23 protein-coding genes, 2 tRNA genes and 1 riboswitch are annotated in these 24,803 nt (G+C 68.3%); of the genes, 24 read left to right on the top strand and 1 reads right to left on the bottom strand.

From position 1 onward, the window contains the following. The first annotated feature begins 314 nt into the window (after positions 1-314). The 18 genes from PCK14_RS02880 (at position 315) to PCK14_RS02795 (ending at position 19,274) form a co-directional block, all read left to right on the top strand. Positions 315-3,761, top strand: a complete 3,447-nt coding sequence (locus tag PCK14_RS02880; RefSeq protein ID WP_269936935.1) for an Rne/Rng family ribonuclease — start codon at positions 315-317, stop codon at positions 3,759-3,761. 120 nt (positions 3,762-3,881) lie between these two features. After that, positions 3,882-3,980, top strand: a riboswitch (TPP riboswitch). Further along, the gene (locus PCK14_RS02875) at positions 3,971-5,518 is read left to right on the top strand and encodes a bifunctional hydroxymethylpyrimidine kinase/phosphomethylpyrimidine kinase (protein WP_269936934.1); all 1,548 of its coding nucleotides are present in this window, start codon (positions 3,971-3,973) and stop codon (positions 5,516-5,518) included. Its footprint overlaps the riboswitch before it by 10 nt. 397 nt (positions 5,519-5,915) lie before the next feature. After that, the gene (gene rplU, locus PCK14_RS02870; RefSeq protein ID WP_054011346.1) at positions 5,916-6,224 is read left to right on the top strand and encodes a 50S ribosomal protein L21; all 309 of its coding nucleotides are present in this window, start codon (positions 5,916-5,918) and stop codon (positions 6,222-6,224) included. A gap of 59 nt (positions 6,225-6,283) precedes the next feature. Continuing rightward, positions 6,284-6,541, top strand: coding sequence for a 50S ribosomal protein L27 (gene rpmA, locus PCK14_RS02865; RefSeq protein WP_209682077.1), 258 nt, complete (start codon positions 6,284-6,286; stop codon positions 6,539-6,541). 145 nt (positions 6,542-6,686) lie between these two features. Next, positions 6,687-8,300, top strand: coding sequence for a GTPase ObgE (gene obgE / locus PCK14_RS02860; RefSeq protein WP_269936933.1), 1,614 nt, complete (start codon positions 6,687-6,689; stop codon positions 8,298-8,300). Continuing rightward, positions 8,300-9,478, top strand: a complete 1,179-nt coding sequence (gene proB, locus PCK14_RS02855) for a glutamate 5-kinase (protein ID WP_269936932.1) — start codon at positions 8,300-8,302, stop codon at positions 9,476-9,478. Before obgE ends, proB begins: the two co-directional genes overlap by 1 nt. Before the next feature lie 27 nt (positions 9,479-9,505). Beyond that, positions 9,506-10,786 (top strand): glutamate-5-semialdehyde dehydrogenase, encoded by a 1,281-nt coding sequence (locus tag PCK14_RS02850; RefSeq protein WP_269936931.1) that lies wholly within the window; start codon positions 9,506-9,508, stop codon positions 10,784-10,786. A 147-nt stretch (positions 10,787-10,933) separates the two neighbouring features. Further along, the gene (locus PCK14_RS02845) at positions 10,934-11,179 is read left to right on the top strand and encodes a hypothetical protein (protein ID WP_269936930.1); all 246 of its coding nucleotides are present in this window, start codon (positions 10,934-10,936) and stop codon (positions 11,177-11,179) included. Positions 11,180-11,237: 58 nt separating this feature from the next. Beyond that, a complete protein-coding gene (nadD, locus tag PCK14_RS02840) occupies positions 11,238-11,855 on the top strand; it encodes a nicotinate-nucleotide adenylyltransferase (RefSeq protein WP_442864649.1) in 618 nt (205 codons plus the stop codon). Continuing rightward, positions 11,855-13,684: a hypothetical protein gene (locus PCK14_RS02835; protein WP_269936929.1), complete on the top strand. Its 1,830-nt coding sequence runs from the start codon at positions 11,855-11,857 to the stop codon at positions 13,682-13,684. The genes nadD and PCK14_RS02835 overlap by 1 nt, the downstream gene beginning before the upstream one ends. Positions 13,685-13,748: 64 nt before the next feature. Further along, positions 13,749-14,156 (top strand): ribosome silencing factor, encoded by a 408-nt coding sequence (gene rsfS, locus PCK14_RS02830; RefSeq protein WP_269936928.1) that lies wholly within the window; start codon positions 13,749-13,751, stop codon positions 14,154-14,156. A 34-nt stretch (positions 14,157-14,190) separates the two neighbouring features. After that, entirely contained in the window at positions 14,191-14,940 is a 750-nt protein-coding gene (locus PCK14_RS02825) for a histidine phosphatase family protein (RefSeq protein WP_269936927.1), read from the top strand. 103 nt (positions 14,941-15,043) lie between these two features. Next, a tRNA-Ala gene (locus PCK14_RS02820) sits at positions 15,044-15,119 on the top strand. Between the two features lie 59 nt (positions 15,120-15,178). Then, positions 15,179-15,254, top strand: a tRNA-Ala gene (locus PCK14_RS02815). A 155-nt stretch (positions 15,255-15,409) separates the two neighbouring features. Further along, complete coding sequence (locus PCK14_RS02810) at positions 15,410-16,153, top strand: FadR/GntR family transcriptional regulator (RefSeq protein WP_269936926.1); 744 nt, start codon at positions 15,410-15,412, stop codon at positions 16,151-16,153. Beyond that, a complete protein-coding gene (locus PCK14_RS02805) occupies positions 16,150-16,611 on the top strand; it encodes a YchJ family protein (RefSeq protein ID WP_269936925.1) in 462 nt (153 codons plus the stop codon). Before PCK14_RS02810 ends, PCK14_RS02805 begins: the two co-directional genes overlap by 4 nt. Before the next feature lie 83 nt (positions 16,612-16,694). Beyond that, positions 16,695-17,864, top strand: coding sequence for a class I SAM-dependent methyltransferase (locus tag PCK14_RS02800; RefSeq protein ID WP_333474339.1), 1,170 nt, complete (start codon positions 16,695-16,697; stop codon positions 17,862-17,864). 141 nt (positions 17,865-18,005) lie between these two features. Then, the gene (locus PCK14_RS02795) at positions 18,006-19,274 is read left to right on the top strand and encodes an ROK family transcriptional regulator (protein WP_269936924.1); all 1,269 of its coding nucleotides are present in this window, start codon (positions 18,006-18,008) and stop codon (positions 19,272-19,274) included. A 40-nt stretch (positions 19,275-19,314) separates the two neighbouring features. Here the strand turns inward: PCK14_RS02795 and PCK14_RS02790 are convergent, their stop codons facing one another. Further along, on the bottom strand, positions 19,315-19,512 hold the full coding sequence (locus PCK14_RS02790; RefSeq protein WP_269936923.1) for a hypothetical protein: 198 nt from the start codon (positions 19,510-19,512) through the stop codon (positions 19,315-19,317). 135 nt (positions 19,513-19,647) lie between these two features. Between PCK14_RS02790 and PCK14_RS02785 the strand changes: the two genes are divergently transcribed. The 6 genes from PCK14_RS02785 to PCK14_RS02760 are packed head-to-tail and all read left to right on the top strand — an operon-like array spanning position 19,648 to position 24,790. Beyond that, positions 19,648-20,655: an AAA family ATPase gene (locus PCK14_RS02785; protein WP_269936922.1), complete on the top strand. Its 1,008-nt coding sequence runs from the start codon at positions 19,648-19,650 to the stop codon at positions 20,653-20,655. A 6-nt stretch (positions 20,656-20,661) separates the two neighbouring features. Continuing rightward, a complete protein-coding gene (locus PCK14_RS02780) occupies positions 20,662-21,543 on the top strand; it encodes a DUF58 domain-containing protein (RefSeq protein WP_269936921.1) in 882 nt (293 codons plus the stop codon). Continuing rightward, a complete protein-coding gene (locus PCK14_RS02775; protein ID WP_269936920.1) occupies positions 21,533-22,003 on the top strand; it encodes a hypothetical protein in 471 nt (156 codons plus the stop codon). The genes PCK14_RS02780 and PCK14_RS02775 overlap by 11 nt, the downstream gene beginning before the upstream one ends. Further along, positions 21,994-22,977, top strand: a complete 984-nt coding sequence (locus PCK14_RS02770) for a VWA domain-containing protein (protein ID WP_269936919.1) — start codon at positions 21,994-21,996, stop codon at positions 22,975-22,977. Before PCK14_RS02775 ends, PCK14_RS02770 begins: the two co-directional genes overlap by 10 nt. Continuing rightward, positions 22,974-24,017: a VWA domain-containing protein gene (locus tag PCK14_RS02765; RefSeq protein ID WP_269936918.1), complete on the top strand. Its 1,044-nt coding sequence runs from the start codon at positions 22,974-22,976 to the stop codon at positions 24,015-24,017. Before PCK14_RS02770 ends, PCK14_RS02765 begins: the two co-directional genes overlap by 4 nt. After that, positions 24,014-24,790 (top strand): tetratricopeptide repeat protein, encoded by a 777-nt coding sequence (locus tag PCK14_RS02760; protein WP_269936917.1) that lies wholly within the window; start codon positions 24,014-24,016, stop codon positions 24,788-24,790. Before PCK14_RS02765 ends, PCK14_RS02760 begins: the two co-directional genes overlap by 4 nt. The last annotated feature ends 13 nt before the right edge of the window (positions 24,791-24,803 follow it).

Genomic DNA, 24,803 nt, shown 5'->3' with positions numbered 1-24,803 from the left:
CGCCCTGCGCGCAAACTGCGTTATGGCGGGGCTCGTATGAGACAATGGTTTCGGCTGATCGGTGATCCACATGCGCCCTTCGGTCCAATGGTTCGCCCACGGAATGCCGGTGACGACGCTGCCAGCTAGTGCAGCCATCCACCGGCGGCGGTAATACGCAAACCATTGGCTTTGCGGAGCTTGCGCACCCAGGAGTTGGTGCCGCCTGCAAAGTACCCAGACGACTTCCGTCAGCGCCCGCGGGTGCTGGCACATCTGCCGCAGTTGGCGCCCGATGTGGGGGATGTCGGTGCGGCGCGAAGGTAACGCCCACAATGGTCAATGAACAGTCCACGAACGACGCCGCGGAATCTGCCGAGGCAGCCCCCGCCAAGAAGAAGGCAACCCGCTCACGGCGCGCCACCGCAGCCGTAACGAGCCCCGCCGCCAGCGGTGCCGCAGCCGCCACCACCGCAGCAGCCCCCGCCGAAACCGGCGCCGAGCCTGCACCGGCAAAGAAGGCCCCGGCCCGCCGCACCCGCGCCAAGAAGGCCGCACCGGCCGAGGCCGCCGCCGAGGCGCCGTCGCTGCTGGACGCCATCACCGAACAGCCTGCCGCTGCGCCGGTTGCCGCCGCAGCAGTTGCCGCCGAGGAGGCCCCCGCAGCGCCGGCTAAGCGCCCGGCACGCCGCCGCGCCACGTCACCGGTCACGGCCCCTGCCGCAGTGCAGGGTGAACTGAGCCTCGGAGGCCACGAAGCCCCCGCCGCCACCGAAGCTGCCCCCGCCGCTGAGGCCCCGGCCAAGGCACCGGCCCGCCGCAGCCGCGCCGCCAAGGCGCCGGCAGGCAAGCCCGCCACCGCAGTGGAAGCCGCCGTTGAGCCGGCCGAAACCCCTGCCGCCGAATCCGCGCCCGCCGCGAAGGCACCCGCCCGCCGCGCATCGCGTAAGGCCGCAGCGCCGGCAACGTCCATCGCGGCCGAGCCCATGTCTGAGTCCGTTGCTGAACAGCCGGCCGCCGTCGAGGAAACCGCCCAGGCAGCAGCCGAAGCCCCCGCCGCCCCGAAGGCAAGCCGCAGCCGCCGCCGCACGGCAGCAAAGTCGGCCCCCGCAGCAGCCCCGGCCGCCGGCGCCGAGGCCGCTGAAGAAGCCACGGCAACCCCCGCCGCAGCCGAAGAGGCCGCTTCCGCCGAGCCCGCCGCAGAAGAGACCGCCGCCGAGGCCGCCGCGCACGTGACCGAATCCCTGTTCCAGGAGCCGTCATCGGGCATCTCCGCCCTGTTCCTGGCCCCCGACCTCAGCCTGGCCGTACCCGTTGCCACCCGTGAAAACGAAGCCGGCGAAACCGCAGGCACCGAGACCGGCGAGCACGACGCCGAAAGCCACGACGGCGACCGCCGCAGCCGGCGCGGACGCAACCGCCGCAGCCGCGGCTCCGATGCCCCCGAGGCAGTGGAGGCCGGCGAAGACGACGACACCGAGGATGAGGCAGCCGAGGACGGCGTGACCTCACGCCGCCGCCGTCGCCGCCGCCGCGGAGACGCCGACCTTGAACTGACCGGCGGCAGCGACGATGACCCGCCCAACACGGTCACCCGCGTGCGCGCCCCGCGCACCCCGGCCGAATCCAGCGCCAGCGCATCCAACCGCGTCACGAGCCTGCGCGGCTCCACCCGCCTGGAAGCCAAGAAGCAGCGCCGCCGCGACTCCCGCGACTCGGGCCGCCGCCGCACAGTCATCACGGAAGCGGAATTCCTGGCCCGCCGGGAATCCGTGGACCGCGTCATGGTGGTCCGCCAGGCCGACGACCGCATCCAGATCGGTGTCCTGGAAGACGGCATCCTGGCCGAGCACTTCGTCTCCAAGACCCAGCAGGATTCCCTGATCGGCAACGTCTACCTGGGCAAGGTCCAGAACGTGCTGCCCAGCATGGAAGCCGCTTTCGTTGACATTGGCCGCGGCCGCAATGCCGTGCTGTACGCCGGCGAGGTCGACTGGGATGCCGCCAACCTCAACGGCCAGCCGCGCCGCATCGAGAACGCCCTGAAGTCCGGCGACTCCGTGCTGGTCCAGGTCTCCAAGGACCCCGTGGGCCACAAGGGTGCCCGCCTGACCAGCCAGATCTCGCTGCCCGGACGCTACCTCGTGTTCGTCCCGGGCGGCTCCATGACTGGCATCTCCCGCAAGCTGCCCGACGTCGAACGCAACCGCCTCAAGCGCGTCCTGAAGGACCACCTGCCCGAAAACGCCGGCGTCATTGTGCGCACGGCCGCCGAGGGTGCCAGCGAGGAAGAGCTGACCAACGACATCAACCGCCTGCGCGCCCAGTGGGAGGGCATCAACAACCGTGCCTCCTCCACCAAGACGCTGGCCCCGGAAATGCTCTACGGAGAACCCGACCTGACCATCAAGGTGGTCCGCGACGTCTTCAACGAGGACTTCACCAAGCTCATCGTCTCCGGCGAGGAAGCATGGGACACCATCGAGGCCTACGTGACCTACGTGGCCCCGGACCTGCTGGACCGGCTCGAAAAGTGGACCAAGCCCGAGGACATCTTCGGCGCGCACCGCATCGACGAGCAGATCAACAAGGCACTCGAGCGCAAGGTCTTCCTGCCCTCTGGCGGCTCCCTGGTGATCGACCGCACCGAAGCCATGACAGTGGTTGACGTCAACACGGGCAAGTTCACCGGTTCCGGCGGCAACCTCGAAGAGACCGTCACCAAGAACAACCTGGAAGCTGCCGAGGAAGTGGTGCGCCAGCTGCGCCTGCGCGACATCGGCGGCATCATCGTCATCGACTTCATCGACATGGTCCTGGAATCCAACCGGGACCTGGTCCTGCGCCGCCTGGTCGAATGCTTGGGCCGGGACCGGACCAAGCACCAGGTCGCCGAGGTCACCTCGCTGGGCCTTGTCCAGATGACGCGCAAGCGCATGGGCACCGGCCTGCTGGAGGTCTTCGGCGAGCAGTGCGGCACCTGCGCCGGCCGCGGCATGGTCACCCACGAGATCCCCGTGGAACACCGCCGCACGCACTCGCCTGCACTGGAAGTTGCTGCCGCCCACGCCCCGGCGCCCCGCCACGAGCCGCGCGAGAACGAGCGCACGGCCAACCGCTCCACCCGCAGTGAACGCAAGCGCAACCGCAACCGCTCACAGCAGCCCGAGGCCGAGCACCACCAGGAGCCGGCACCGGCGCCCGTGGCCGATGAGGCAGCCGAGGCCGCCCGGCTCCAGAAGGCCCATGAGGCCCGCGCAGCCCTGGCCAACATTGCCGCGGCCGCGGCTGCCTCGCACCACGAGCACGACCACGCGGAGCATGCAGCCGCGCCGTCCGCTGCCGTGGAGCCGGCTTCAGCGCCGGAGTCCTCCGACGCCGCAACCCTCACCCTGGGCGGGGAAGCCATCGAGCTGCCCCGCGGGCACCGCAGCGAAAGCGGCGGCTTCAACGGCGCCAACAACGCCGACCAGGCAGCCGCACTGGCCGGCCTGGCCCAGGCGCTTGACCAGCTGGCCCCGCCCGTTGCCGACTCAGCCGAGGATTCCGCTTCCGAGCACGGCGGCAACAGCCGTTCCCGCTCACGCCGCGGCCGCCGCAACCGCAGCGCCCGCAGTGCCCAGGGCGGTGCCGACATGGCCGTGGAGACCACTGAGACGGCCCAGCACGGCCAGGGCTCGGCACCGCACAGCAGTGCCGCCGTGGAGCTGCCCGCAGCGGCCCCGGTGAAGAGCGCCGAACCCATCATCCTGGGTGTCGGGGTTCCGGCCTCCGAGCTCTAGCCCCTTCACAACTGACCCGCAGCAGTGGTCGGGAAAAGCCGAGAAATCGCGCTTTTCCGGCCACTGCTGCGGGTCAGTTGCTTAATAAGGGGAGCGCGGCGGGAATTGTCGAATAGGGTGGAAGGCGACACGGGGTGCCAGGCCACAAGGGCCGGCTGAGACAATACCCGTTGAACCTGCCCGGCTAGCACCGGCGAAGGGATGTCCACATGACTGCGACAGCACTCTATTCACCTGCCCAGGAAACGGCGGCCGCCGCACGGCCGGCAACACCCCACCCCAGGGTCCTGGCCATAGCCGGCTCCGACCCCTCCGGCGGCGCCGGAATCCATGCCGACATCAAGACCATCTCCGCCCACGGCGGCTACGCCATGGCCGCCGTCACGGCGCTGACGGCGCAAAACACCCGCGGTGTGCAGGGCGTGCACGTGCCCCCGGCATCATTCCTCGCCGCACAGCTGGAGGCGTTGTCGGCGGATATCGCCGTTGACGCTGTGAAGATCGGCATGCTTGGCACCGCCGGGGTCATGGCGGCGGTGAGCGAGTGGCTGGCCCGAACCCGGCCGCCCGTCGTGGTCCTTGACCCGGTCATGGTGGCCACAAGCGGCGACTCGCTCATGGCGCCGGAGGCACGCGGGGCCCTGCTGGCCCTGTTGGCGCACACGCACCTGGTCACACCCAACCTGGCCGAGCTGGCGGCCCTCCTGGAGGTGTCCGCGGCAACCAGCTGGGGCCAGGCCCTGGAACAGGGCAAGGAGCTGGCTGCCACCCACCAGGTGCTGGTGCTGGTCAAGGGCGGGCACCTGCCGGGGGAGGAGTGCCCCGATGCGCTGGTGGAACCGGACGGCACTGTGCAGGAATTCACCGGCCCGCGCGTCCACACCGCCAACACGCATGGCACAGGCTGCGCCCTCTCCTCCGCGGTGGCCGTGCTGCAGGCACGCGGCGGCGACTGGGGCAGGAGCGTCGGGCAGGCCAAGGAGTGGCTGCGCGGGGCACTGGAGACTTCGGGGGTCCTGGAGGTGGGCGCAGGTGCCGGCCCCGTCAACCACCTCAACGCACTGTGGGACTCGGCCGCCCCGGGGCATGACGACTTCAGCCGCAGCGTGTGGGACGGTTGCGCGCCCCAGCGGGAGGCCATTTTTGCGCTCGACTTCATCAAGGAACTCGCCGCCGGCACCCTGGCAAGCAACCACTTCGCCTACTACCTTGCGCAGGACGCCCTGTACCTCGGAACGTACTCAAGGGTCCTGGCACGTGCCAGCGCCCTGGCCCCCACCGAGGCCGAGCAGAAATTCTGGGCCGGCGGGGCACAGAACTGCCTTGAGGTGGAGCTGTCGCTGCACCGCGACTGGCTCAGCCGCTTCCCGCTGGAGTCGCCGCAGGGCCCGGTCACCAAGCACTACGTTGACCACCTGCAGGGCGTGGCCTTCTCCGGCAGCTACGGGGAAGTGGTGGCCGCCGTGCTGCCCTGCTACTGGCTCTACGCCGAGGTGGGGCGCGTGCTGCACGCCGACTACCTGGGCTTTGACGGGGAACACCCCTACGGGTCATGGCTTCAAACCTATGCGGATGAGGGATTTGCCGAGGCAACAGCCACAGCCGTGGGCATCATGGACGCCGCCGCCCGGCGTGGATCCGCCGCGGAAAGGCGCCGCATGGCCCAGGCTTTCGCCCACTCGGCGCAGTACGAGGTTGATTTCTTTGCGGCCCCGCACACCCACGCAACACCGGCAACCGCAGCCTCTGGTGATTAAGACCACCCGCCTGCGGCCAGATAACTTGCGCGCCACGGGCTTAAATGGCAAAAACACCCTGCGGGCGCGCTAAAGTTGCTAGGTACGGTTTGGTGGGCCTGATACATTCCCGAAATTGCAGCAAGTCCTGCAGGGGGTGCCACAGGAACGCGAAACCAGTCTCATTTGCTCCCGGAGCCAGAATTAGCGTATTCTTGATCTTCGGTGCTTACGCCAACACCTAGGGCAACCACTCCATGGCAGAACTCCATTGAGGTCCACGGCGTTGAGGCACATAGTATGCACACCGCGCCTGTTCAATCTTGAACTGCGGTCGCATGCGGTTGGCGGCGGTCAAACATGATCCGCAGCCGGCATAAAAACTTTGTAATAAACGTCGAGAGAAGTGAGTTCCCCAGTGGTGTACGCGATTGTCCGCGCAGGCGGCCGTCAAGAAAAGGTTTCCGTCGGAGACTACGTGACCATGAACCGCGTCCCCGGTGGAGTCGGCAGCACGCTTGAGCTGCCCGCTCTGCTCCTGGTCGATGGTGAGACAATCACCACCGCCGCAAAGGACCTGGCTAATGTGAAGGTTACGGCTGAGAAGTTGGAGGATCTTCGCGGGCCGAAGATCGTCATCCAGAAGTTCAAGAACAAGACCGGTTACAAGAAGCGTCAGGGCCACCGTCAGGAACTGTCCAAGGTCAAGATCACTTCAATCGCTTAATAAGCGACCACAAGTTCGATCCACTTAGAATCTTTTAGTAAAAAGGTAGGCATTTTCAAATGGCACATAAAAAGGGCGCGAGTTCCACTCGCAACGGTCGTGATTCCAACGCTCAGTACCTGGGTGTGAAGCGCTTCGGCGGTCAGGTTGTCAAGGCTGGCGAGATCATCGTCCGCCAGCGCGGCACCCACTTCCACCCCGGCGCAGGCGTTGGCCGCGGCAAGGATGACACGCTGTTCGCACTGGACGCAGGTGCAGTCGAGTTCGGCACGCGTCGTGGACGTCGCGTAGTCAACATCGTTGCAGCTGCGGTCTAATACCGAAGCTTTACAGTGGGGCGGGCCGCATGGCCCGCTCCACTGTCTTTTAACAAGATTGCCGGCAAGGAACGGTCCCGGACCGTGCCTCCGGCTGCGGACTAGAATTGGTCCACATCAGTAAGTTCTACTCAAGGAGAGTTCATTGGCCAGCTTTGTTGACCGGGTTGTATTGCATGTATCCGGCGGGACTGGTGGCCATGGCTGCGTCTCCGTTCACAGTGAAAAATTCAAGCCGCTGGGCGGGCCCGACGGCGGCAAGGGCGGCGACGGCGGAAGTGTCACCTTCCGCGTCAGCGACCAGACCACCACCTTGCTTGACTTCCACCATGCACCCCACCGCCGCGGCGGCAACGGCCAGCCCGGCATGGGCGACTGGCGCGACGGCAAGGACGGCAATTCGCTGATCCTTGACGTCCCCGATGGCACCGTCATCAAGGACAAGGACGGCAACGTCCTGGCCGACCTCGTGGGCATCGGCACGGAGTACATCGCTGCCGCAGGCGGCCTGGGCGGGCTCGGCAACCATGCCCTTTCCTCACTTAAGCGCAAGGCCCCGGGCTTTGCACTCTTGGGTATCGCCGGCGAAGAACAGGACATTGTCCTTGAGCTGAAGTCCATTGCCGACATCGCGCTGGTGGGCTACCCGTCCGCGGGCAAGTCCAGCCTCATCGCAGCCATGTCTGCTGCCCGGCCCAAGATTGCCGACTACCCCTTCACCACCCTGATCCCCAACCTGGGCGTTGTCCAGGCCGGTGACGTCCGCTTCACCATGGCCGACGTTCCGGGCCTGATCGAGGGTGCCAGCGAAGGCAAGGGCCTGGGCCACAACTTCCTGCGCCACGTGGAGCGTTGCGCCGCGATTGTGCATGTCCTTGACTGCGCAGCACTCGAGGCCGACCGCGACCCCATCACCGACCTGGCCGTCATTGAGCGCGAACTTGACCAGTACGACGTCGACATGAGCTTCGCGGGAACCGACGGCGACGTGGTTCCCCTGAACGCCCGTCCCCGCCTTGTGGCCCTGAACAAGGTGGACTCACCCGACGGCCGCGACATGGCCGGGTTCGTCAAGGCTGACCTTGAAGCCCGCGGCTACCGTGTCTTCGAGGTCTCCGCGGCAAGCCATGAGGGCCTGAAGCAGCTTGGCTTCGCGATGGCAGAAATTGTCACGGCAGCACGCAAGGCCGTCGCCGACACCCCCGTCAAGGTCACCCCTGTGGTTCTGCGCCCCCGTGCCGTCAACGAATCCTCCTTCACCATTCGCCGCGAAGAGCGCAACCTGTCTCCGCTGTTCCGCGTTCGCGGCGAAAAGCCCGAGCGCTGGGTTGAGCAGACCGATTTCCAGAACGAGGAAGCGATCGGCTACCTGGCAGACCGCCTGGCGAAGGCCGGCGTCGAGAAGGAACTCTTCAGGATCGGTGCCACCCCCGGGGACACCGTGGTCATCGGCGGCGAGCACGGCATGATCTTCGACTGGGAGCCCACCATGATGGGTGGCGCCGAGCACCTCGCCGCACCGCGCGGCACCGACCTGCGCCTGCTGGACTTGGGCGACCGGCCCACGCGTTCGCAGAAGCGCCAGGAACAGCAGGAACGCCGCGACGCCAAGGCTGCCGCACGTGCCGAGCTGGAATCCGAGCGCAAGGCAGGCATCTGGACCGAGCTGAACAACCGCCACGAAGTCAAGGCCAAGGTCATCGAGGCCGAGCTGGCAGCTGAAGGCGGTTCAGCCGACGCGGGTGCGGCCCAGGACTGATGGACAAAGTGGCAACCGGAACGGAAACACAGGCACACCCCGCTGCGCTGCATTCGCGGCAGGACATTGCCACCGCGGCACGGATCGTGGTCAAGGTCGGCTCCTCGTCCCTGACCTCGGTCGCCGGCGGCATCTCCGAAGCGGCGCTGGAGAAGCTCGTTGACGTCCTGGCGCAGCGCAGGCTGTCCGGGACGGAGATCATCCTGGTCTCCTCCGGCGCCATTTCCGCCGGGCTGCTGCCGCTGGGCCTGTCGCGCAGGCCCAAGGACCTGGCCACCCAGCAGGCTGCCGCCAGTGTGGGGCAGGGCCTGTTGATGGCGCACTACAACAAGGCTTTCACCTCGCACGGGGTGACAGCCTCCCAGGTGCTGCTGACCGCCGAGGACCTGACGCGCAGGCACCAGTACGTCAACGCCCACCGGGCCCTGGAACGGCTGCTGAACCTGGGTGTTGTCCCCATCGTCAATGAGAACGACACCGTTGCCACCCATGAGATCCGCTTTGGCGACAACGACAGGCTGGCCGCCCTGGTGGCCCACCTGATCAAGGCCGACGCATTGGTGCTGCTCTCCGACGTCGACTCCCTGTACGACGGCCCGCCGTCGGAGGGCGCAAGCCGGATCAGCCAGGTCGATTCCCCCGAGGACCTTGAAGGCATTGTCATCGGCAGCGCAGGCAAGGCCGGCATTGGCACCGGCGGCATGGCCACCAAGGTCCAGGCCGCCATGATCGCCGCCGAGACCGGCATCCCGGCCCTGGTCACCTCCACCGAACAGGCCGGTGCCGCACTGGCCGGCGAGGATGTTGGCACCTGGTTCGGGATCAACGGCAACAAGCGTCCCGTGCGCATGCTGTGGCTGGCCCACCTTGCCGACATCCGCGGCCGCCTGGTCCTGGACGACGGCGCCGTGCGGGCCGTGGGGGAGCGGCACAAATCGCTCCTGCCGGCCGGCATCACGCAGGTCACCGGCGACTTCGACGCCGGCGATGCCGTGGAAATCAGCGATGCCCGGGGCAATGTGTTCGCCCATGGGCTGGTCAACTACCGGCACTCAGACCTGCCGCAGATGCTGGGCCGCTCCACCAAGGAACTGGCCAAGGACCTGGGCCGGGAGTTTGAGCGCGAGGTGGTCCATGTGGACGACCTGGTGCTGCTCAACGTCCAGGCCAGCGCCTGAGTTGACGCGGTGCCATAGACTTGGGGCATGACCGAGCAGATTGTTGAACAAAATGTGGCAGCCGAAGTCCGGGGCATCACCGACCGGGCCCGGCGTGCCGCACGCCGCATGGCAGGAGCCAACCGGGCCTGGAAGGACAAGGGCCTGCGCGCCATTGCCAAGGCCCTGCTGGAGAACCAGGACGCCGTCCTGGCCGCAAACGCCAAGGACGTGGCCGCCGGCCGTGAAAACGGTACCTCCACGCCCATGCTTGACCGGCTCACGCTGACAAAGCAGCGCGTCCAGGGGCTCGCCGACGCACTGGAAAACCTTGCCACCCTGCCGGACCCCGTGGGCAATGTGGTCCGCGGGCAGACACTGCCCAACGGGCTGCGCATGCGCCAGGTCAACGTCCCCATGGGCGTGGTCGCCGCCATCTACGAGGCCCGCCCCAACGTCACTGTTGACATTGCCGGCCTTGCCCTGAAGAGCGGCAACGCCGTGATCCTGCGCGGCGGCACGGCGGCCGCCCACACCAACAAGGCCCTGCTGGGCATCCTGCGCGACGCCCTCGAGGCCGTTGGCCTGCCCGCCGACGCCGTCCAGTCCGTTGACCAGTTCGGCCGCGAAGGCGCCAACCTGATCATGAAGGCCCGCGGCGCCGTTGACGTGCTGATCCCCCGGGGAGGGCGCGAACTCATCCAGACAGTGGTCAACAACTCCGCCGTCCCCGTCATTGAGACGGGTGAAGGCAATGTGCACATCTTCATCGACAGCAGCGCCAAGGAGGAAATGAGCGTCGACATCTTGTTGAACGCCAAGACCCAGCGCCCCAGCGTCTGCAACACCGTGGAGACCCTGCTGGTCCACAAGGACGCAACCGTGATTCCCGCAGTCCTGTTGGCACTGCACAAGGCCGGCGTGCGCCTGCATGTGGACGCACGCGTTGCAGCCGTGCTGCCCGCCGGCGTGCCCTCCACCCCCGCCACCGACGAGGACTGGGCCACCGAGTACATGGACCTGGACCTGGCCGTGAAGATGGTCGACTCCATGGAGGAGGCCATCAAGCACATCCGCCAGTGGACCACCGGGCACACCGAGGCCATCCTCACCAACGACCTCGCGAATGCCGAGAAGTTCGTCGCCGAGGTGGACTCGGCCGCCGTGATTGTCAACGCCAGCACCCGCTTCACCGACGGCGGCGAACTGGGGCTCGGCGCCGAGGTGGGCATCTCCACGCAGAAGCTGCACGCCCGCGGGCCCATGGGCCTGACCGAGCTGACCACCACCAAGTGGATCGTGCAGGGCGAGGGCCAGATCCGCGGATAGCCGCAAACCCGCGGCTTTTCTGCCTCCAACGGCGCGGCCGGTGTGCCAGTGCACGCCGTTAACGCGTACCATTGGAGGGAATCCAAGCAACAATTGGCCGCGGCACCATTGAACGCCCGCCCGGCCACGCACCCAAGGGGAGAAACAATGCTGACCCAGCTTGCCGGCGTCGTACTGGCCGCCGCCGAAGAACATGACCTTGCGCCGATCATTGCGCCGCCGTACGTAGTTGGCGGTGCCATGCTGGCAACGCTGCTGCTGCTGATGTTCGTGACGGTCTCCTTCATGAACCTGGGCAACCGCCACGCAGCTGTTGCCGAGCAGGACGATCCCCACCGCCAGCACACCAACAAGCACCTTCACGACGACGATTCGGCGTCCTCCAATCACTGAGGATGCAACCCGGGCGCCTTCCACGGAGGGCGCCCGGGCCCGTCTCCGCGTCGGAGTCATGGGTGGAACGTTTGACCCGATCCACCATGGTCACCTTGTCGCAGCCAGCGAGGTTGCGAGTGTATTCAAGCTTGATGAAGTCATTTTTGTGCCCACGGGTGAGCCGTGGCAGAAGGCCAAGAAGAAGGTCAGTGCCGCCGAGCACCGCTACCTCATGACAGTCATCGCCACGGCGGCCAACCCGCGGTTCACTGTCAGCCGGGTCGACATTGACCGGCCCGGCCCCACCTTCACCATCGACACCCTGCGCGACCTGCGCCGCATGCGGCCCGAGGCAGACCTGTTCTTCATCACAGGTGCAGACGCCATGGCACAGATCATGTCGTGGAAGGACAGCGACGAACTCTGGAAGCTGGCCCATTTTGTTGGTGTCACCCGTCCCGGCCACGTTCTCGATGGACGGGGCCGCAAGGATGTAAGTTTGTTGGAAGTGCCCGCCATGGCGATCTCCTCCACGGACTGCCGCAAGCGGGTGGCCGAGCACAACCCCGTCTGGTACCTGGTTCCTGACGGCGTGGTGCAATACATTGCAAAGTACGGGCTGTACCTCCAGCCCGGCATGGACGTCAGCGCAGGCTTCCTGCCGGTGTCCCAAGAGAACCGAATGAGTAACTGATGAGCAAGGAAACGGAGCCGATTCGCAGCCGCAGGCAGTTGCGGGAGCAGTTGGCACAAGCAGACGGCGCCGCGGGGAATCCGCCGGCGCCGATTCGCCCTGCACCCGAAGCGCCTGCTGGCAACGCGCCAACCGGGGCCCCAAAGCCCGGCGCGACCCCGGCCGGTCCGGTTTCAGGGACCCCCGGAGCCAAGCCGGCCAAGGCCGCCCCTGCGCACCAGGGCCAGCCAGGACCCAAGGCCCCGGCCCAGCCATCCGTTGCACCATCCTCCGCCCAGGGCGCAGCTGCGCCCGCCGCCGAGCCTGCCGCGCCGCGCGAACGCGAGTCGCAGACCAGGGCGCGCGACCGGGCCGCCCTGCGGGCCTACAAGGAACTGTTCGAAGCACCGGCCCAGAACCCCCTGCCTTCACGGCGCACCCTGCGCCAGGCCCAGATCGACGCCGACCGGGCCCCCGTCACGGCCGTCAACCCCGTCATTTCGCCAGCTGGCATGCCGGCACCGGCCCAGGCTGCCCGCCCGCAGACACAGCAGCAGCCCGGTGCCGCACAGGACCCGGCCGTCCCCGGCAGCGCTGCCGCCTCCGGCCAGGAGCCGGACAACGTTTCAGCGCCAGGCGCCGTACAACCGCAAACCGGAGCTGCAACGCAGGATGCCGGCCACGGCACTGCAGCCCCGGGCGCCCGCGCGCGCGGCGGCCGGCGCTCCGCCGGAGCGGCCCTGAAGGGTGCAGCACCGGGTCCGGGGCGCACAGCTTCTCCCTCCGTTCAGCACGGTGCACAGGCAACGGGCGCCGGCACTGCAGCGCCGCAAGTCCCCGCAGTGGCCGAAAACCCCGTGCCGGCCGAATCACCCGCTGGGGCCCCTGCCGCCACGGCCGCCCAGCCCGGGACGATTTCCCCGGCCGAGGCCGACGCGGCCCAGGATGAGGCACTGGCCGCCATCAAGGCTGCCGCGGCGAAGGCCCAGGCCCGCTCCACCTGGCCCCTGCCACCCGCGGGCGGCGCCTACGAGCCGCTGCCCGGCCTGGTGCCCGGAGGAAGCTACTACCCCGTCTCGGCGGGACCGCCCCCCGTGCCCGTGGCGCCGACCACCGAGGAACTGCGCGTCCTGGCCGCCGAGCGCGCCGAGGCCGAGCGGGCCGCCATCCTGGCCGAGCGCGCCCAGGCCCGTGAACGCCTGGCCCAGGAAAGTGCCAAGAACCGGCGCCCCGCAGCCGACCCCACGGCCACCAACAACCTGGCCATGGTCACGCCGCTGGAATTCATTGACGTGCCCGGTGCAGGGCGCCCGGTGCTGCGCCAGCCCACCACCACGCATGTGCCAATTGTCACTCGGGCAACTCCCCGGCAGGCGCCCGGCAAGCGAATTCCGCCGCGTCCGGAACCCAAGGTGCAGCCCTCCGCCACCCCGGAAAAGGCAGCAAACGCAGCGGCCGCAAACACCGCCGCACCGGCACCGGCCAAGAGCCCAACAGTGCCCAGCGTCAGCGCCGCACGCTTCGACGCAGCCCTGGCAGCACGGGCCGCACACCGCCCAGGCCCGGGAAACCGGGCCCTGACGGGTGGCAGGAGCAGCACGCTTAAGGCTGCCGAGGCCATGGCAACCGGCGGTCACCCCGCCGTGCCGCCCGCGCCCGCCCAGCCCGAAATCACCCGCTCGCAAATGCCTCCCATGCCGGCGGACTATGCGCACGGGCTCGAACCGCTCGATGCCGTCACCGCGGGCCTGGGCCGCACCCAGCGCAACATGCTCATCCAATGGGGCAGCATAATTGTTGGTGGGGCGGCGCTCGTGGTGGGTCTCATCATGGTCCTCACCTCCCTCTAGGCGTGCCTGACGCAGGCACGCCCCCCATGCACGCGAATATTTTCAACAACCAAAGGAAACACCAGTGAGCGCAACAGAACAGTCCATCGAACTCGCCCGGGCCGCAGCCCGCGCGGCATCCGACAAGCTGGCCGAGAACGTAACGGCCATCGACGTCAGCGAACGCCTGGCCATCACGGACATCTTCTTCATCGCCTCGGCAGCCACCGAGCGCCAGGTCAACGCCATTGCCGACGGCATTGAGGACGAGCTGCACAAGTTCGACCTGCGTCCCGTCCGCCGCGAAGGCCGCTCCAGCGGCCGCTGGGTGCTGCTTGACTACGCGGACATCGTCTTCCACATCCAGCACGAGGAAGACCGCGTGTTCTACGCCCTCGAGCGCCTGTACGGCGACTGCCCCGTCGTGGACCTGCAGCTTGCTGCCCACGATCCCTCGGCCAAGGCGGCCGACGAGACCAACGCGGACGCGTAGTTCCCAACAAGGGCTCAGGAATGGAGACTGCCACATGATGGCTGCTGCACCCGGGCACTCTGTCCTGCAGCCCGCCGGCCCCCGCCGGCGGGTTGTTTTTTGGCGCCATGGAAGAACCTCCTGGAATGCTGCACGCCGCTTCCAGGGACAGACAGACATCCCGCTGGATGAGGTGGGCACCTTCCAGGCCCGCAGGGCCGCGGCACTGCTTGCCGGCAAGCTGCTCGCAGCGGGGGAGCGCAGCGGCCCCGTCCGCATCGTCTCCTCGGACCTGGCCCGCGCCCATTCCACGGCGCGCGCGCTGGCCCAGCTCACGGGAGGCGAGGTGGCCGTTGACAAGAGGCTGCGGGAGACCTTTGGCGGGGCCTGGGAGGGCCTGACCTTCGATGAGATCGCCGAGGCCTACCCGGCGGAAATTCTCCAGTGGCAGCACGACGAGCCCGGCATCCGTGCCGGCGGGGGAGAAACGCGCGCCGAAGTGGCAGGACGCATGGTTGAGGGCATCCTCGACGCCGTGGACTCCCTGCCCGACGGCGGCACCCTGGTGGTGGCAACACACGGCGGCGCCACGCGCGTGGCGCTGGCAAAGATCCTTGGCCTGCCCGAACCCCTGTGGCGCTCGCTCTCAGGCCTGTCCAACTGCCACTGGTCCCTCGTGGAGGCATCCGGACCGGCGGCCTCAGGCACCGGAATCGGCGCCTGGCGCCTGCTTGAGCACAACGTTGGCACCCTGCCGGAACCCTTTGAGGCGCCCGAAGATTTGGCCGAACCGGTCGAAGACTAGACACGCCGGAACCGCCGATTTTGCACTTCGGCAAAACGTGCTCTACGATAATCAGGTTGCTTCGGCCAAGACCAACAGGTCAGGGAAAAAGAAACAAGTGTTTGGGGCTGTGGCGCAGCTGGTAGCGCACCTGCATGGCATGCAGGGGGTCAGGGGTTCGAGTCCCCTCAGCTCCACCAAACACACAGGAAGATGGAAACATTCTCCCGTGCGTTACAACTGAATATAGAAAAGTTTTGGGGCTGTGGCGCAGCTGGTAGCGCACCTGCATGGCATGCAGGGGGTCAGGGGTTCGAGTCCCCTCAGCTCCACCAAAACAAAAGTCCGGCCATCCACCAGGGTGGCCGGATTTTTTTGTGCGCATTGGGCGGACTGTGGCGATTATCACAGTTGGGGCTGGGGCGTCCGGGGGCCTGTCCCGCCGGCGGTCATTGAGCGGCCGGGCCGGCAAAGATGCGAGAATGTTCCAGTGTCGACGCCAGAGCCAGAATCCATTCCCGCAGCCCGCAGCTATGAAGCCGTGCTGAACAGCATCGAGGCCGAACTGCGCGAGGGCCGGATCAAGGTGGGGGACCAGCTGCCGGGCGAGCGGGCCCTGGCCGAGCAGCACGGCATCTCCCGGGCTTCCGTGCGGGACGCCATCCGCGTCCTGGGCGCCATGGGTGTGGTCCGCACGGCCGTGGGCTCCGGCCCGCAGTCCGGGGCCGTGGTGATCGCCAACCCCAGCGCGGGCCTGGCCGCCACCCTTCGCCTGCACATGGCCACCAGCCACTTTCCTGTCGCCGACATTGTCCAGACCCGCGTCATGATGGAAACCTGGGCCGCCGTGGAGGCCGCCGGCCGCCCCCGCGACGCCGCAACCGAGAAGGAACTGCGCAGCCTGCTGGCAGCCATGGACAGTCCCGCCCTTGGCCGCGAGGAGTTCCACGTCCTCGACGCCGCCTTCCACGTGCTGCTCAGCTCGCTGGCCGGCAACGCCGTCATCACCGCCATGATGGAGTCGCTGCGGTCGGCCATCCAGGGCTACGTCAGCGCCTCCATTGGCAGCGACCCGCTCTGGCAGGAGATCGTGCCCACCCTGCGCAGCCAGCACGAACAGATCCTCGCGGCAGTCTTCGCCAACGACGGCGGTGCAGCGGCCGCGGCGCTCCGTGAACACATCGAATGGTTCCACAGCCAGACCAACCCGCACCAAGGGAGCACCCACCAGTGAACGAACAAGCAGGCGCCCCCGAAGCGGCAGCCATGACCGGGCCGGCCGCTGGGCGGCGCTGCCCCTGCAACAGCGGGGAGATCCTGGGCAACTGCTGCGGGCGGTACCTGGCCCAGCCTGCCGACGGCGGCCTGCCGGTTCCCGCGCCCACCGCCGAGGCACTCATGCGCTCACGCTTCACGGCCTTCGCCCTCGGCGACGCCGCCTACCTGCTGCGCACGTGGCACCCCGGCACGCGCCCGGACTCGCTGGAACTTGACCCGGGACTCGAGTGGCACCTGCTGGAGATCCTGGGCACCGAACGCGGCGGCCCCTTTGACGGGGACGGCATCGTCACCTTCCGCGCCCACCACCGGCTGGCAACCAACCGCAGGGAACGCGAATCGTTCACCGAGACCAGCACCTTTGTGCGCGAGAACGGCCAGTGGCTCTACGTCGAGGCCCTGGAAATCCACTAGGCCGCCCCGGCGGCAGTTGTGATTTGCGGCACCCGGGACCATGGCGCAGCCCCGGGCAAAAAGCCCCACGGTAGAGTTGCCAGGTGGAGCAAAACAGCAGCATGGACGCCGCAGCGGCGGCAGGGAACACCTTTGATTTTGGACTTTTGCGCAGGCACCCGGACATCGAGGCGGAGAACCTCTTTGCCCACGACGCCACGGACGAGCTGATCCTCCAGGAAGCCGCCGCGGCACTCTCCGCCGCAGGCCCGGGAAAAGTGGCCGTGGTGGGGGACCGGTACGGTGCCCTCACTCTCGGAGCCGCAAGCCTGCACGGCCTGGCCGGGCTGCGCGTGCACCAGGACGGGCTGTCCGGGGAACGGGCCCTGGCCGCGAATGCCGAACGGGCAGGCCTCGGCGAAGCCTTTACCTCAATGCCGCTGGTGCCGGAACTCTTTGCCGGGGCCGAGGTGGTCCTGTGGCAGCTGCCACGCGGCCTGGAGGAAATTGCCGAGGTGGCCGGGCTCATCGCCTCCCACGCCTCCCCGAATGTCCAGGTCTTTGCCGGCGGGCGGGTCAAGCACATGGCGCTGGCCATGAACAAGGTCCTCGCCGAACACTTTGCCAGCGTTGTCCCGGGCCGTGCGTGGCGCAAGTCCCGCCCGCTCAAGGCGACGTCACCGCTGCAGGGGGACCCGGCGTCGGGCTTTCCCAAAAAGGAACACCACCCCGAGCTGGACCTGTGGCTGTGCGCTCACGGGGCAACGTTTGGCGGCACCAAGGTTGATGTGGGCACCCGCTTCCTGCTGGAATTCCTGCCGGAAATGCGGCCCGGCGCGGCAACGGCCATTGACCTTGGCTGCGGCAACGGCACCATTGCCGCCGCCCTCGCCAAGGTACGGCCGGCGCTGCACGTCACGGCCACTGACCAGTCGGCGGCGGCCGTGGCCTCAACGGCCGCCACGGCACAGGCCAACGGCCTTGCGGAGCGCATCGAGGCGGTGCGCGATGATGCCCTGGCCGGCTTTGCCGGGGCATCGGCGGAATTGATCGTGCTGAACCCGCCGTTCCATGTGGGCGCCACGGTCCATGCAGGCATTGCCCACAAGCTGTTTGCCGCGGCGGCCCGCGTGCTGGCCCCCGGCGGGGAGCTGTGGTGCGTGTACAACCGCCACCTGGACTACCGGGGCGCCCTGGAATCCGTGGTGGGGCCCACACGCGTGGCCGGGCGCAACAGCAAGTTCACCGTGACGGTGTCCACCAAGGCCCTCTAGGGGGCCCGGCGCCGACCCGGGCCGGCCCTGCGCCGTGGCGTGCACGCACACGGGCCCGCGGCGGGGTAATCTGTCAGCTGGGGATGGGAAGCCGGCGTCACTGGCTGCATTGAATGTCAAGGACTTTTCGTCAAGGAGAATATGGTTTTGGGTGCTCCCGAGATTGCTGTGCCCCAGCGGCGCCGCGGCACAAATCTTCCCAAGATGGGCGACTTCAACCAAGCCGTCATCCTGGATTCCATCCGCCGTTCCGAGGAGGGCCTGAGCCGCGTTGAGCTGGCCGCCTCCGCCGGGCTGGCCGCACAAACTGTTTCCAACATCTGCCGCCGCCTCCTGGACTCCGGCCTGATCGTTGAGGCCGGCAAGGAAACCTCCGGCCCGGGCAAGCCGCGCACCATCCTGCGGCTGAACCCGCGCGGCATGTATGCCGTGGGCGTGCACATTGACCCGGCCCTGACCAACTACGCGCTGCTGGACGCCGTGGGCACCGTGCTGGAATCCGTGGTGGAACCGACCGACCTGGACAGCGCACCGGCGGTTGCCGTGGCAGCCATGGGCGCCCGGATCCGGGCCATGATCGACGCCTCGGGCATCGAGGAGCACAGGATCGCCGGGGTTGGCGTGGCAACGCCGGGCCCCGTTGACGCCGCCAGCGGCACAGTGGTGGATCCGCCCCACATGACCGGTTGGACGCGCGTGCCCCTGCGCGACATCCTCATGGAAACCACCGGCCTGCCCGTGGTCATGGACAAGGACGTGACGGCGTCGGCCGTGGCCGAGCTGTGGGCGGGGCCTGCCTGCGACACCAGCGACTTTGTCTACGTGTACGTGGGAACCGGCATTGGTGCCGGCCTGGTGCTCAACGACACCGTGGTGCGCGGTGCCTCCGGGAATGTGGGGGAGATCGGGCACATCATCACCGACCCCGACGGGCCCGAGTGCGACTGCGGGCGCCGCGGCTGCGTCAAGGTCACCAGCATGCCCGAAACCCTGGCCGCCGCCGCACGCGAGGCCGGCGTGCTGCCGCCCGTGGACCCGGCGTCCACAACCCAGCTCATGGACGACATGACGGCCCTGGCCGAAGCCGCCGCCGACGGCAACGAGGCTGCCGCGGCCATCCTGGCGCAGTCCGCCCGCCGCATGGCAGGGGCCGTCTCCGTGCTGACCAACCTGCTGGATGTGAGCCGCGTGGTGTTTGGCGGCCCGTTCTGGCCGGCCCTGGCACCGACGCACCTTGCGCAAATTCCGCCACTGCTGGAACGGCTGAGCGTCACCAGCAGCGTCCACTCGGTGGATGTGGCCGGAACCGTGGTCAACTCGGGCGAGGAAGCCTTCGGCGCCGCCTGCCTGGTCATGGAGAAGACGTTCAGCCCGAACGCGGCGCAGCTGCTCCTGGACTCAAAACACTAGTCCCGCCGGGCCGGCGCCCGGGGGACCGGGCGCGCAGCCCTCAGTCCACTCCCTCGCGGATCTCACCGAACGGGATGTCCGGGTCCGTGTGGGCCTGGACCACATGGGGATTGATGACCACATGGACGCCGTGGGTCTTCTCGGCGACCGATTGCTGCAGGACGGGCAGGACAGTGGCCACAAAGTCCTCGCTCTTGCCCTGCAGGTACGCTTCATACGCGGCTGGCAACTGGTTCATGGCCCTACTGTAGCCCGCGCACCGCGCCACGCACAGGGCCCAAGGGAACATCTGCCCATTGCGCCCGCGGCGGCCGGTGACGAGGCTGGTAGCTTGGAATACATCCCCTACCCTTTCCCCGGAAGGCCCGCACACGTGCTACCCACCACCGCAAGCGCCCACATCACGCCGGACGAACTGGCCAGGGCGCAGCAGGTGGCCGACGCCATTGCCGGCAGTTTCGAGGCGAAAGTGGTGGGGCAGGCTCGGCTGCGCGAGACACTGCTGATCTCGCTGCTGACGGGCGGGCACGTGCTCCTGGAATCCGTTCCCGGCCTGGCCAAGACCACGGCCGCCCAGACCCTGGCCGATTCCATCAGCGCCCGCTTCCACCGCATCCAGTGCACACCGGACCTGCTGCCCAGCGACATTGTGGGCACCCAGATCTACGACGCCGCCAAGGCCAGCTTCGTGACCCAGCTGGGTCCCGTGCATGCCAACATTGTGCTGCTCGATGAGATCAACCGCTCCAGCGCCAAGACCCAGTCGGCCATGCTGGAGGCCATGCAGGAACGCCAGACCACCATTGGCGGCGAGGTGCACCCGCTCCCGTCGCCCTTTATGGTCATGGCCACCCAAAACCCGATCGAGCAGGAGGGCACCTACCAGCTGCCCGAGGCGCAGATGGACCGCTTCATGCTCAAGGACGTGCTGGACTACCCCAGCCCGCTCGAGGAGGCCGAGGTGATCCGCCGACTGGATGCCGGCGTGTACCGGCCCGAATCCACCCCGCCGCCCGTGGCCAGCCTGGACGATGTCCGTGAACTGCAGGCCACGGCCCGCAAGGTGTACCTGGATGAGTCCCTGGTGCACTACATCGTTGGCCTGGTGTACGTCACCCGCCACGCGAGTGCCTACATCGACCCCAAACTGGCCCGGCTCATTGAATTTGGGGCCAGCCCGCGCGCCAGCATCGCCTTCACCCAGGCCGCCCGCGCACTGGCCCTGTTGCAGGGCCGCGGCCATGTCATCCCCGAGGACATCAAGGCCCTCGCCGAGCGTGTGCTGCGGCACCGGATCATCCTGGGCTTTGAAGCGGTGGCGGAGAACATCAAGGTGGAGTCCGTCATTGCCGCCGTCCTCGACTCCGTCCAGACACCCTAGGCCGCCGTGGCAAGCCTGCTTCTGGCGGTGAAGTCAAAGATGTACATCTTTGCCCACCGCAGGGCCCGGGGCCTGCTGGAGGGCGAGTATGCCTCCATCTTCCGCGGCCGCAGCCTGGACTTCGAGGACCTGCGCGCCTACGTCCCGGGCGATGACGTCCGGGACATTGACTGGAAGGCCACGGCCCGCACGGGTGCGCCGCTCATCAAGCGCTACGTTGCCATCCGCCGCCAGCAGGTCCTGTTTGTGGCCGACACCGGCCGCAACATGGCAGCGGCCGCCCTGGGCGGGGAACCCAAGAAGGACATTGCCGTCATGGCCATGGGGATCATTGGCTCGCTGGCCGTGGGCCACGGGGATTCCGTGGCACTGGTCCACGGCCACGGGGACCGCTCCGAGTCACTGCCGGCCAAGGGCACCGAAGGCCACCTGGAGCGGCTCCTGCGCTGCATGGACGCAGTGGATTTGGACCGCGGACCCAGCGAGCTGTGCGCCCGCCTGGAGCACGTAGCCCTGCACACCCGCCAACGCACGCTCCTGGTGGTGCTGGCCGACGACGTCGCCGCCGACGCGCGCCTGGCCACGGTGCTGCGCCGGCTTGCGGCCCAGCACGAAATCCTCTGGGTCCAGGTGGCCGACGCCGCCCTGGCCGGGCCCGGCGCCGTGCACGGCACAGGGGTCGGTGCCGCCGAACTGGACACCGTGCACCTGCTGCTCGCCCAGGACCCGGAACTGGCCGCCAGCTATGCCGCCGCCGTCGAGGAGCGCACGCGGGGGATCGAGGCGCTGCTGGCATCCCTCGGCATTGCCTCCACCACGCTCGCATCAACGCACGACGTGGTGGGCAAGGTCTTCGCCCTGCTGGAAAGGCACCGCCGTGCCCGCTGAAGGAACTTTCTACGCCCCCGTGGCCTATTCGCCCTGGTGGCCGCTGGCCGGCGCCGCCCTGCTGCTGCTCTGCCTGGGCTGGCTGGCCTGGGTGTGGACCAGCACCCGGGCCACGGCCGCCGCCGCCGTGCCCGGCTTTGTGGCACCCCGAAACCCCGAGTCCGTCCGGCGCCGCTACCTGGAGCTGATTGCCTCCATTGAAAACCAGCACGACGCCGGGGCGCTGGCCGGGCGCGAGGCCCTCCTGGCGCTGAGCCTCGCCGTGCGCACCTTCGCCCACGAAATGACGGGCCTGAACACCCAGCGCATGACCCTGGCCCAGCTGCGCGGCCACGGCCTCCCGCTGGTGGGTGACGCCGTCGAGCTTTTCTATCCGGGCGAGTTTTCCGCCCACGGCGGCACACCCGCCGTGGGTGATGCTGCGGTTGCGGCCAGGAACGTGGTGGCCTCGTGGCGTTGACGCAATGGTGGCTGCTTCCTGCGGCCCTTGCCGCCATGGCGGCCGTGGCCGTGATCCTGTGGCGGCGGCGCATCCCCGCCGGCGCACGCACACCCGTGGCGCACGCCGACCGCCTCACGGCCCTCCCCGGGTACCGGGCAGCCGTGGCCCGGCGCCGCACCTGGCTGGCCGCTGCGCTCGCAGCCACGGCAGCCCTTGGACTCTCGCTTGCCGCGGCAGCCGCACGCCCCAGCACCGAAACCACCAGCAGCCCGGAGCACGTCAACCGGGACATCATGCTCTGCCTTGACGTCTCAGGCTCCATGCTCGACACCGACCAGGCCATCGTGGATGTGTTCGCCAAGCTGGTGGGCAACTTCAAGGGGGAACGCATTGGCATGGTCATCTTCGACTCCAGCGCCGTGACGGTTTTCCCGCTCACGGACGACTACGAGTTTGTCTCCGCGGAGCTGGCCACGGCCGGCAAGGCCCTGGGCGGCGCGGCGGAGGGCTACGAATTCTTTGCCGGCACCTATGAATCCCCCGGCTCCTCGCTCATTGGCGACGGGCTGGCCAGCTGCGCCAACGGCTTCCCCTCCACGGGGGAGACGGAACGCTCCCGCTCCATCGTGTTTGCCTCCGACAACATGCTGGCAGGGCGTCCCATCTTCACGTTGGCCGAGGCCGCCGCCCTGGCCAAGAAGCAGGGCGTGCGCGTGTACACACTGAACCCGAACGACTATGGCTCCTCCTCCCTGTTCGGGGCCGCAGCCAAGGGGCTCAAGGACGCCAGCAACAGCACGGGAGGGGCGTACTACGCCCTGGAATCGGAGGCGGCCGTGGGATCGATAGTTGCCAAGGTCCAGTCCACCGAGGCTTCCCGGCTGCTGGGAGCCCCGCAGAAAACCGTGCTTGACCACCCGGCGTGGCCGCTCGGCATTGCCCTGTTGGCCCTGGCGGTGCTGGGAGTGGCCGGTTGGAGGCTGCGGCGATGACGTTCCTGCCCATTATTGCGCCATGGCTTTTCTGGCCCCTCGCTGTGCTCCTGGCCGCCGGCGCCTCGTGGCTGCTGTTCAAGGCCCGCACCGCGGCCAGGTGGCGCTACGCCGCCCTGGTGCTGCTTGTGGTGCTGGCCGCCGCACGCCCGGGTCTTGGCGGCGCCCCGGCCCCCGTGGCCAACACCGAACTGAACGTCTTCTTCGTGGTGGACACCACGCCCAGTTCGGCCGCCGAGGACTACAACGGCAGCTCGCCCCGGCTGGACGGGATGAAGGCCGACATCATGGCCCTTGCCGAGGAGTTTGCCGGCGCCCGTTTCTGCCTCATCACCTTCGACAGCAGCGCCGCGGCGGTGCTGCCCCTGACCAGCGACGCCACGGCACTGCGGACACTCACAGAGGTCATGGCCCCGCGCCCGGCCTACAACTCCAAGGGCAGCAGCATCAGCGTGGCCGATTCCGTGCTGGCCGGGCGTCTGGCCGCGGCACAGCAGGCCCACCCCGAAAGGCCCCGGCTGGTGTACTACCTCGGCGACGGCGAACAGACGGCGGCCACCGCCCCGTCACCCTTCAAGGACTCGCCGGCCCTGGTGGACGGCGGGGCGGTGCTGGGCTACGGCACCGCAGCCGGCGGCAAGATGCGCGACCACTCCTTTGGCAGCGACAAGCCCGGGCCATGGATTGCCGACAAGAACGCCGGCTTCACGCCGGCCGTTTCAACCATTGACGAAAAGGCGCTGCGCAACGTGGCCGGCCAGTTCAAGGTGCCCTATGTGCACCGGGAGGCGCCCGGCAGCCTGGGCCCTGTCCTGGCAGATTCCGCGCCCAAGGCATCGAGCCATCCGTCCGGAACGGACGCACGGGCCGGGGCCGGGCGGTGGGAACTCTACTGGGTCCTGGCCCTGGCGGCCTTCGGCGTGGCCCTGTGGGAACTGGGCTCGCTGACCATGCTCCGGCGTGACATGCAAGCCCCTGCGGCACCGAGTGGGCGTGCTGCGGGCAGCCGATGGCGCCGGAACGACAGGGGAGCCGCATGAGCATCGACACCGTAAACGTGCAGTCACCGGGCACCGGCCCGGCTGCCAAGGCTGTGCTGCCGGCGCGGCTGCGCCGCCGCCGGCGGCTACTGCTGCTCTCTGCGCCCGGACTCCTGGCCGCGGCCGTCCTGGCAGTGAAGCTGCTGAGCCTGCCCATTGCCGCCGGCCAGGCTGCTGACTCCTTTGCCGGCGGCAATGCGGCCGGCACCGTGAAGGCCGGGCAGGCCATGGGTACGCTCAACCTGGTGGAGCGGTACAAGGCGCACTTCGCCCTGGGCGACGGGCATGTGCTGCAGGGCGACTTCGACAAGGCCCGGGACGAGTTCACCGCCGCCCTGGAGCTCGCACCTTTCGATGAATCGTGCAGGGTGCGGGTGAACCTGGTGCTCAGCGTGGAAAAGCTCGGCGCGGCCAAGGAACAGGGCGGCGACACGGCGTCGGCCGCCAAGCTCTACGCCGAGGGCAGCGGGCTCGTGGCCGCGGCCCCCCGCGACTGTTTCGCAACCAACAGCCCCAACAACAGCGACGGTGAGGGCGAATCACTCAAGCAGGCGGGGGAGCGGCTGGCCCAAAAGCAAAAGGGCGACGGCGACGGCGGCCAGCAGCAGCCCTCCGACGGCGACGGCGGAACGGATGCGCCGGAGCCGCCGGCGGACAAGCTCAAACAACTGGAACAGCAGGGCCAGCAGGCGCAGAAGGAGCGCAGCCAGGGCCAAAAGCTCAAGGAAGCGCTGTCCGACGAAGAACCGGAACAATACGCCAAGCCCTGGTAGCCCGCAAGGCGCC

It is taken from the genome of Arthrobacter sp. HY1533 (genome assembly GCF_027568515.1).
Taxonomy (GTDB): Bacteria; Actinomycetota; Actinomycetes; order Actinomycetales; family Micrococcaceae; genus Specibacter.
This window is presented reverse-complemented; position numbering and strand designations above follow the sequence as displayed.

Coding starts and splice junctions, on each gene's coding strand:
- PCK14_RS02880 (WP_269936935.1), top strand. CDS start 315: ATGGTCAATGAACAGTCCACGAACGACGCCGCGGAATCTGCCGAGGCA.
- PCK14_RS02875 (WP_269936934.1), top strand. CDS start 3,971: ATGACTGCGACAGCACTCTATTCACCTGCCCAGGAAACGGCGGCCGCC.
- rpmA (WP_209682077.1), top strand. CDS start 6,284: ATGGCACATAAAAAGGGCGCGAGTTCCACTCGCAACGGTCGTGATTCC.
- proB (WP_269936932.1), top strand. CDS start 8,300: ATGGACAAAGTGGCAACCGGAACGGAAACACAGGCACACCCCGCTGCG.
- PCK14_RS02850 (WP_269936931.1), top strand. CDS start 9,506: ATGACCGAGCAGATTGTTGAACAAAATGTGGCAGCCGAAGTCCGGGGC.
- PCK14_RS02845 (WP_269936930.1), top strand. CDS start 10,934: ATGCTGACCCAGCTTGCCGGCGTCGTACTGGCCGCCGCCGAAGAACAT.
- nadD (WP_442864649.1), top strand. CDS start 11,238: ATGGGTGGAACGTTTGACCCGATCCACCATGGTCACCTTGTCGCAGCC.
- PCK14_RS02835 (WP_269936929.1), top strand. CDS start 11,855: ATGAGCAAGGAAACGGAGCCGATTCGCAGCCGCAGGCAGTTGCGGGAG.
- PCK14_RS02825 (WP_269936927.1), top strand. CDS start 14,191: ATGATGGCTGCTGCACCCGGGCACTCTGTCCTGCAGCCCGCCGGCCCC.
- PCK14_RS02795 (WP_269936924.1), top strand. CDS start 18,006: ATGGTTTTGGGTGCTCCCGAGATTGCTGTGCCCCAGCGGCGCCGCGGC.
- PCK14_RS02790 (WP_269936923.1), bottom strand. CDS start 19,512: ATGAACCAGTTGCCAGCCGCGTATGAAGCGTACCTGCAGGGCAAGAGC.
- PCK14_RS02765 (WP_269936918.1), top strand. CDS start 22,974: ATGACGTTCCTGCCCATTATTGCGCCATGGCTTTTCTGGCCCCTCGCT.
- PCK14_RS02760 (WP_269936917.1), top strand. CDS start 24,014: ATGAGCATCGACACCGTAAACGTGCAGTCACCGGGCACCGGCCCGGCT.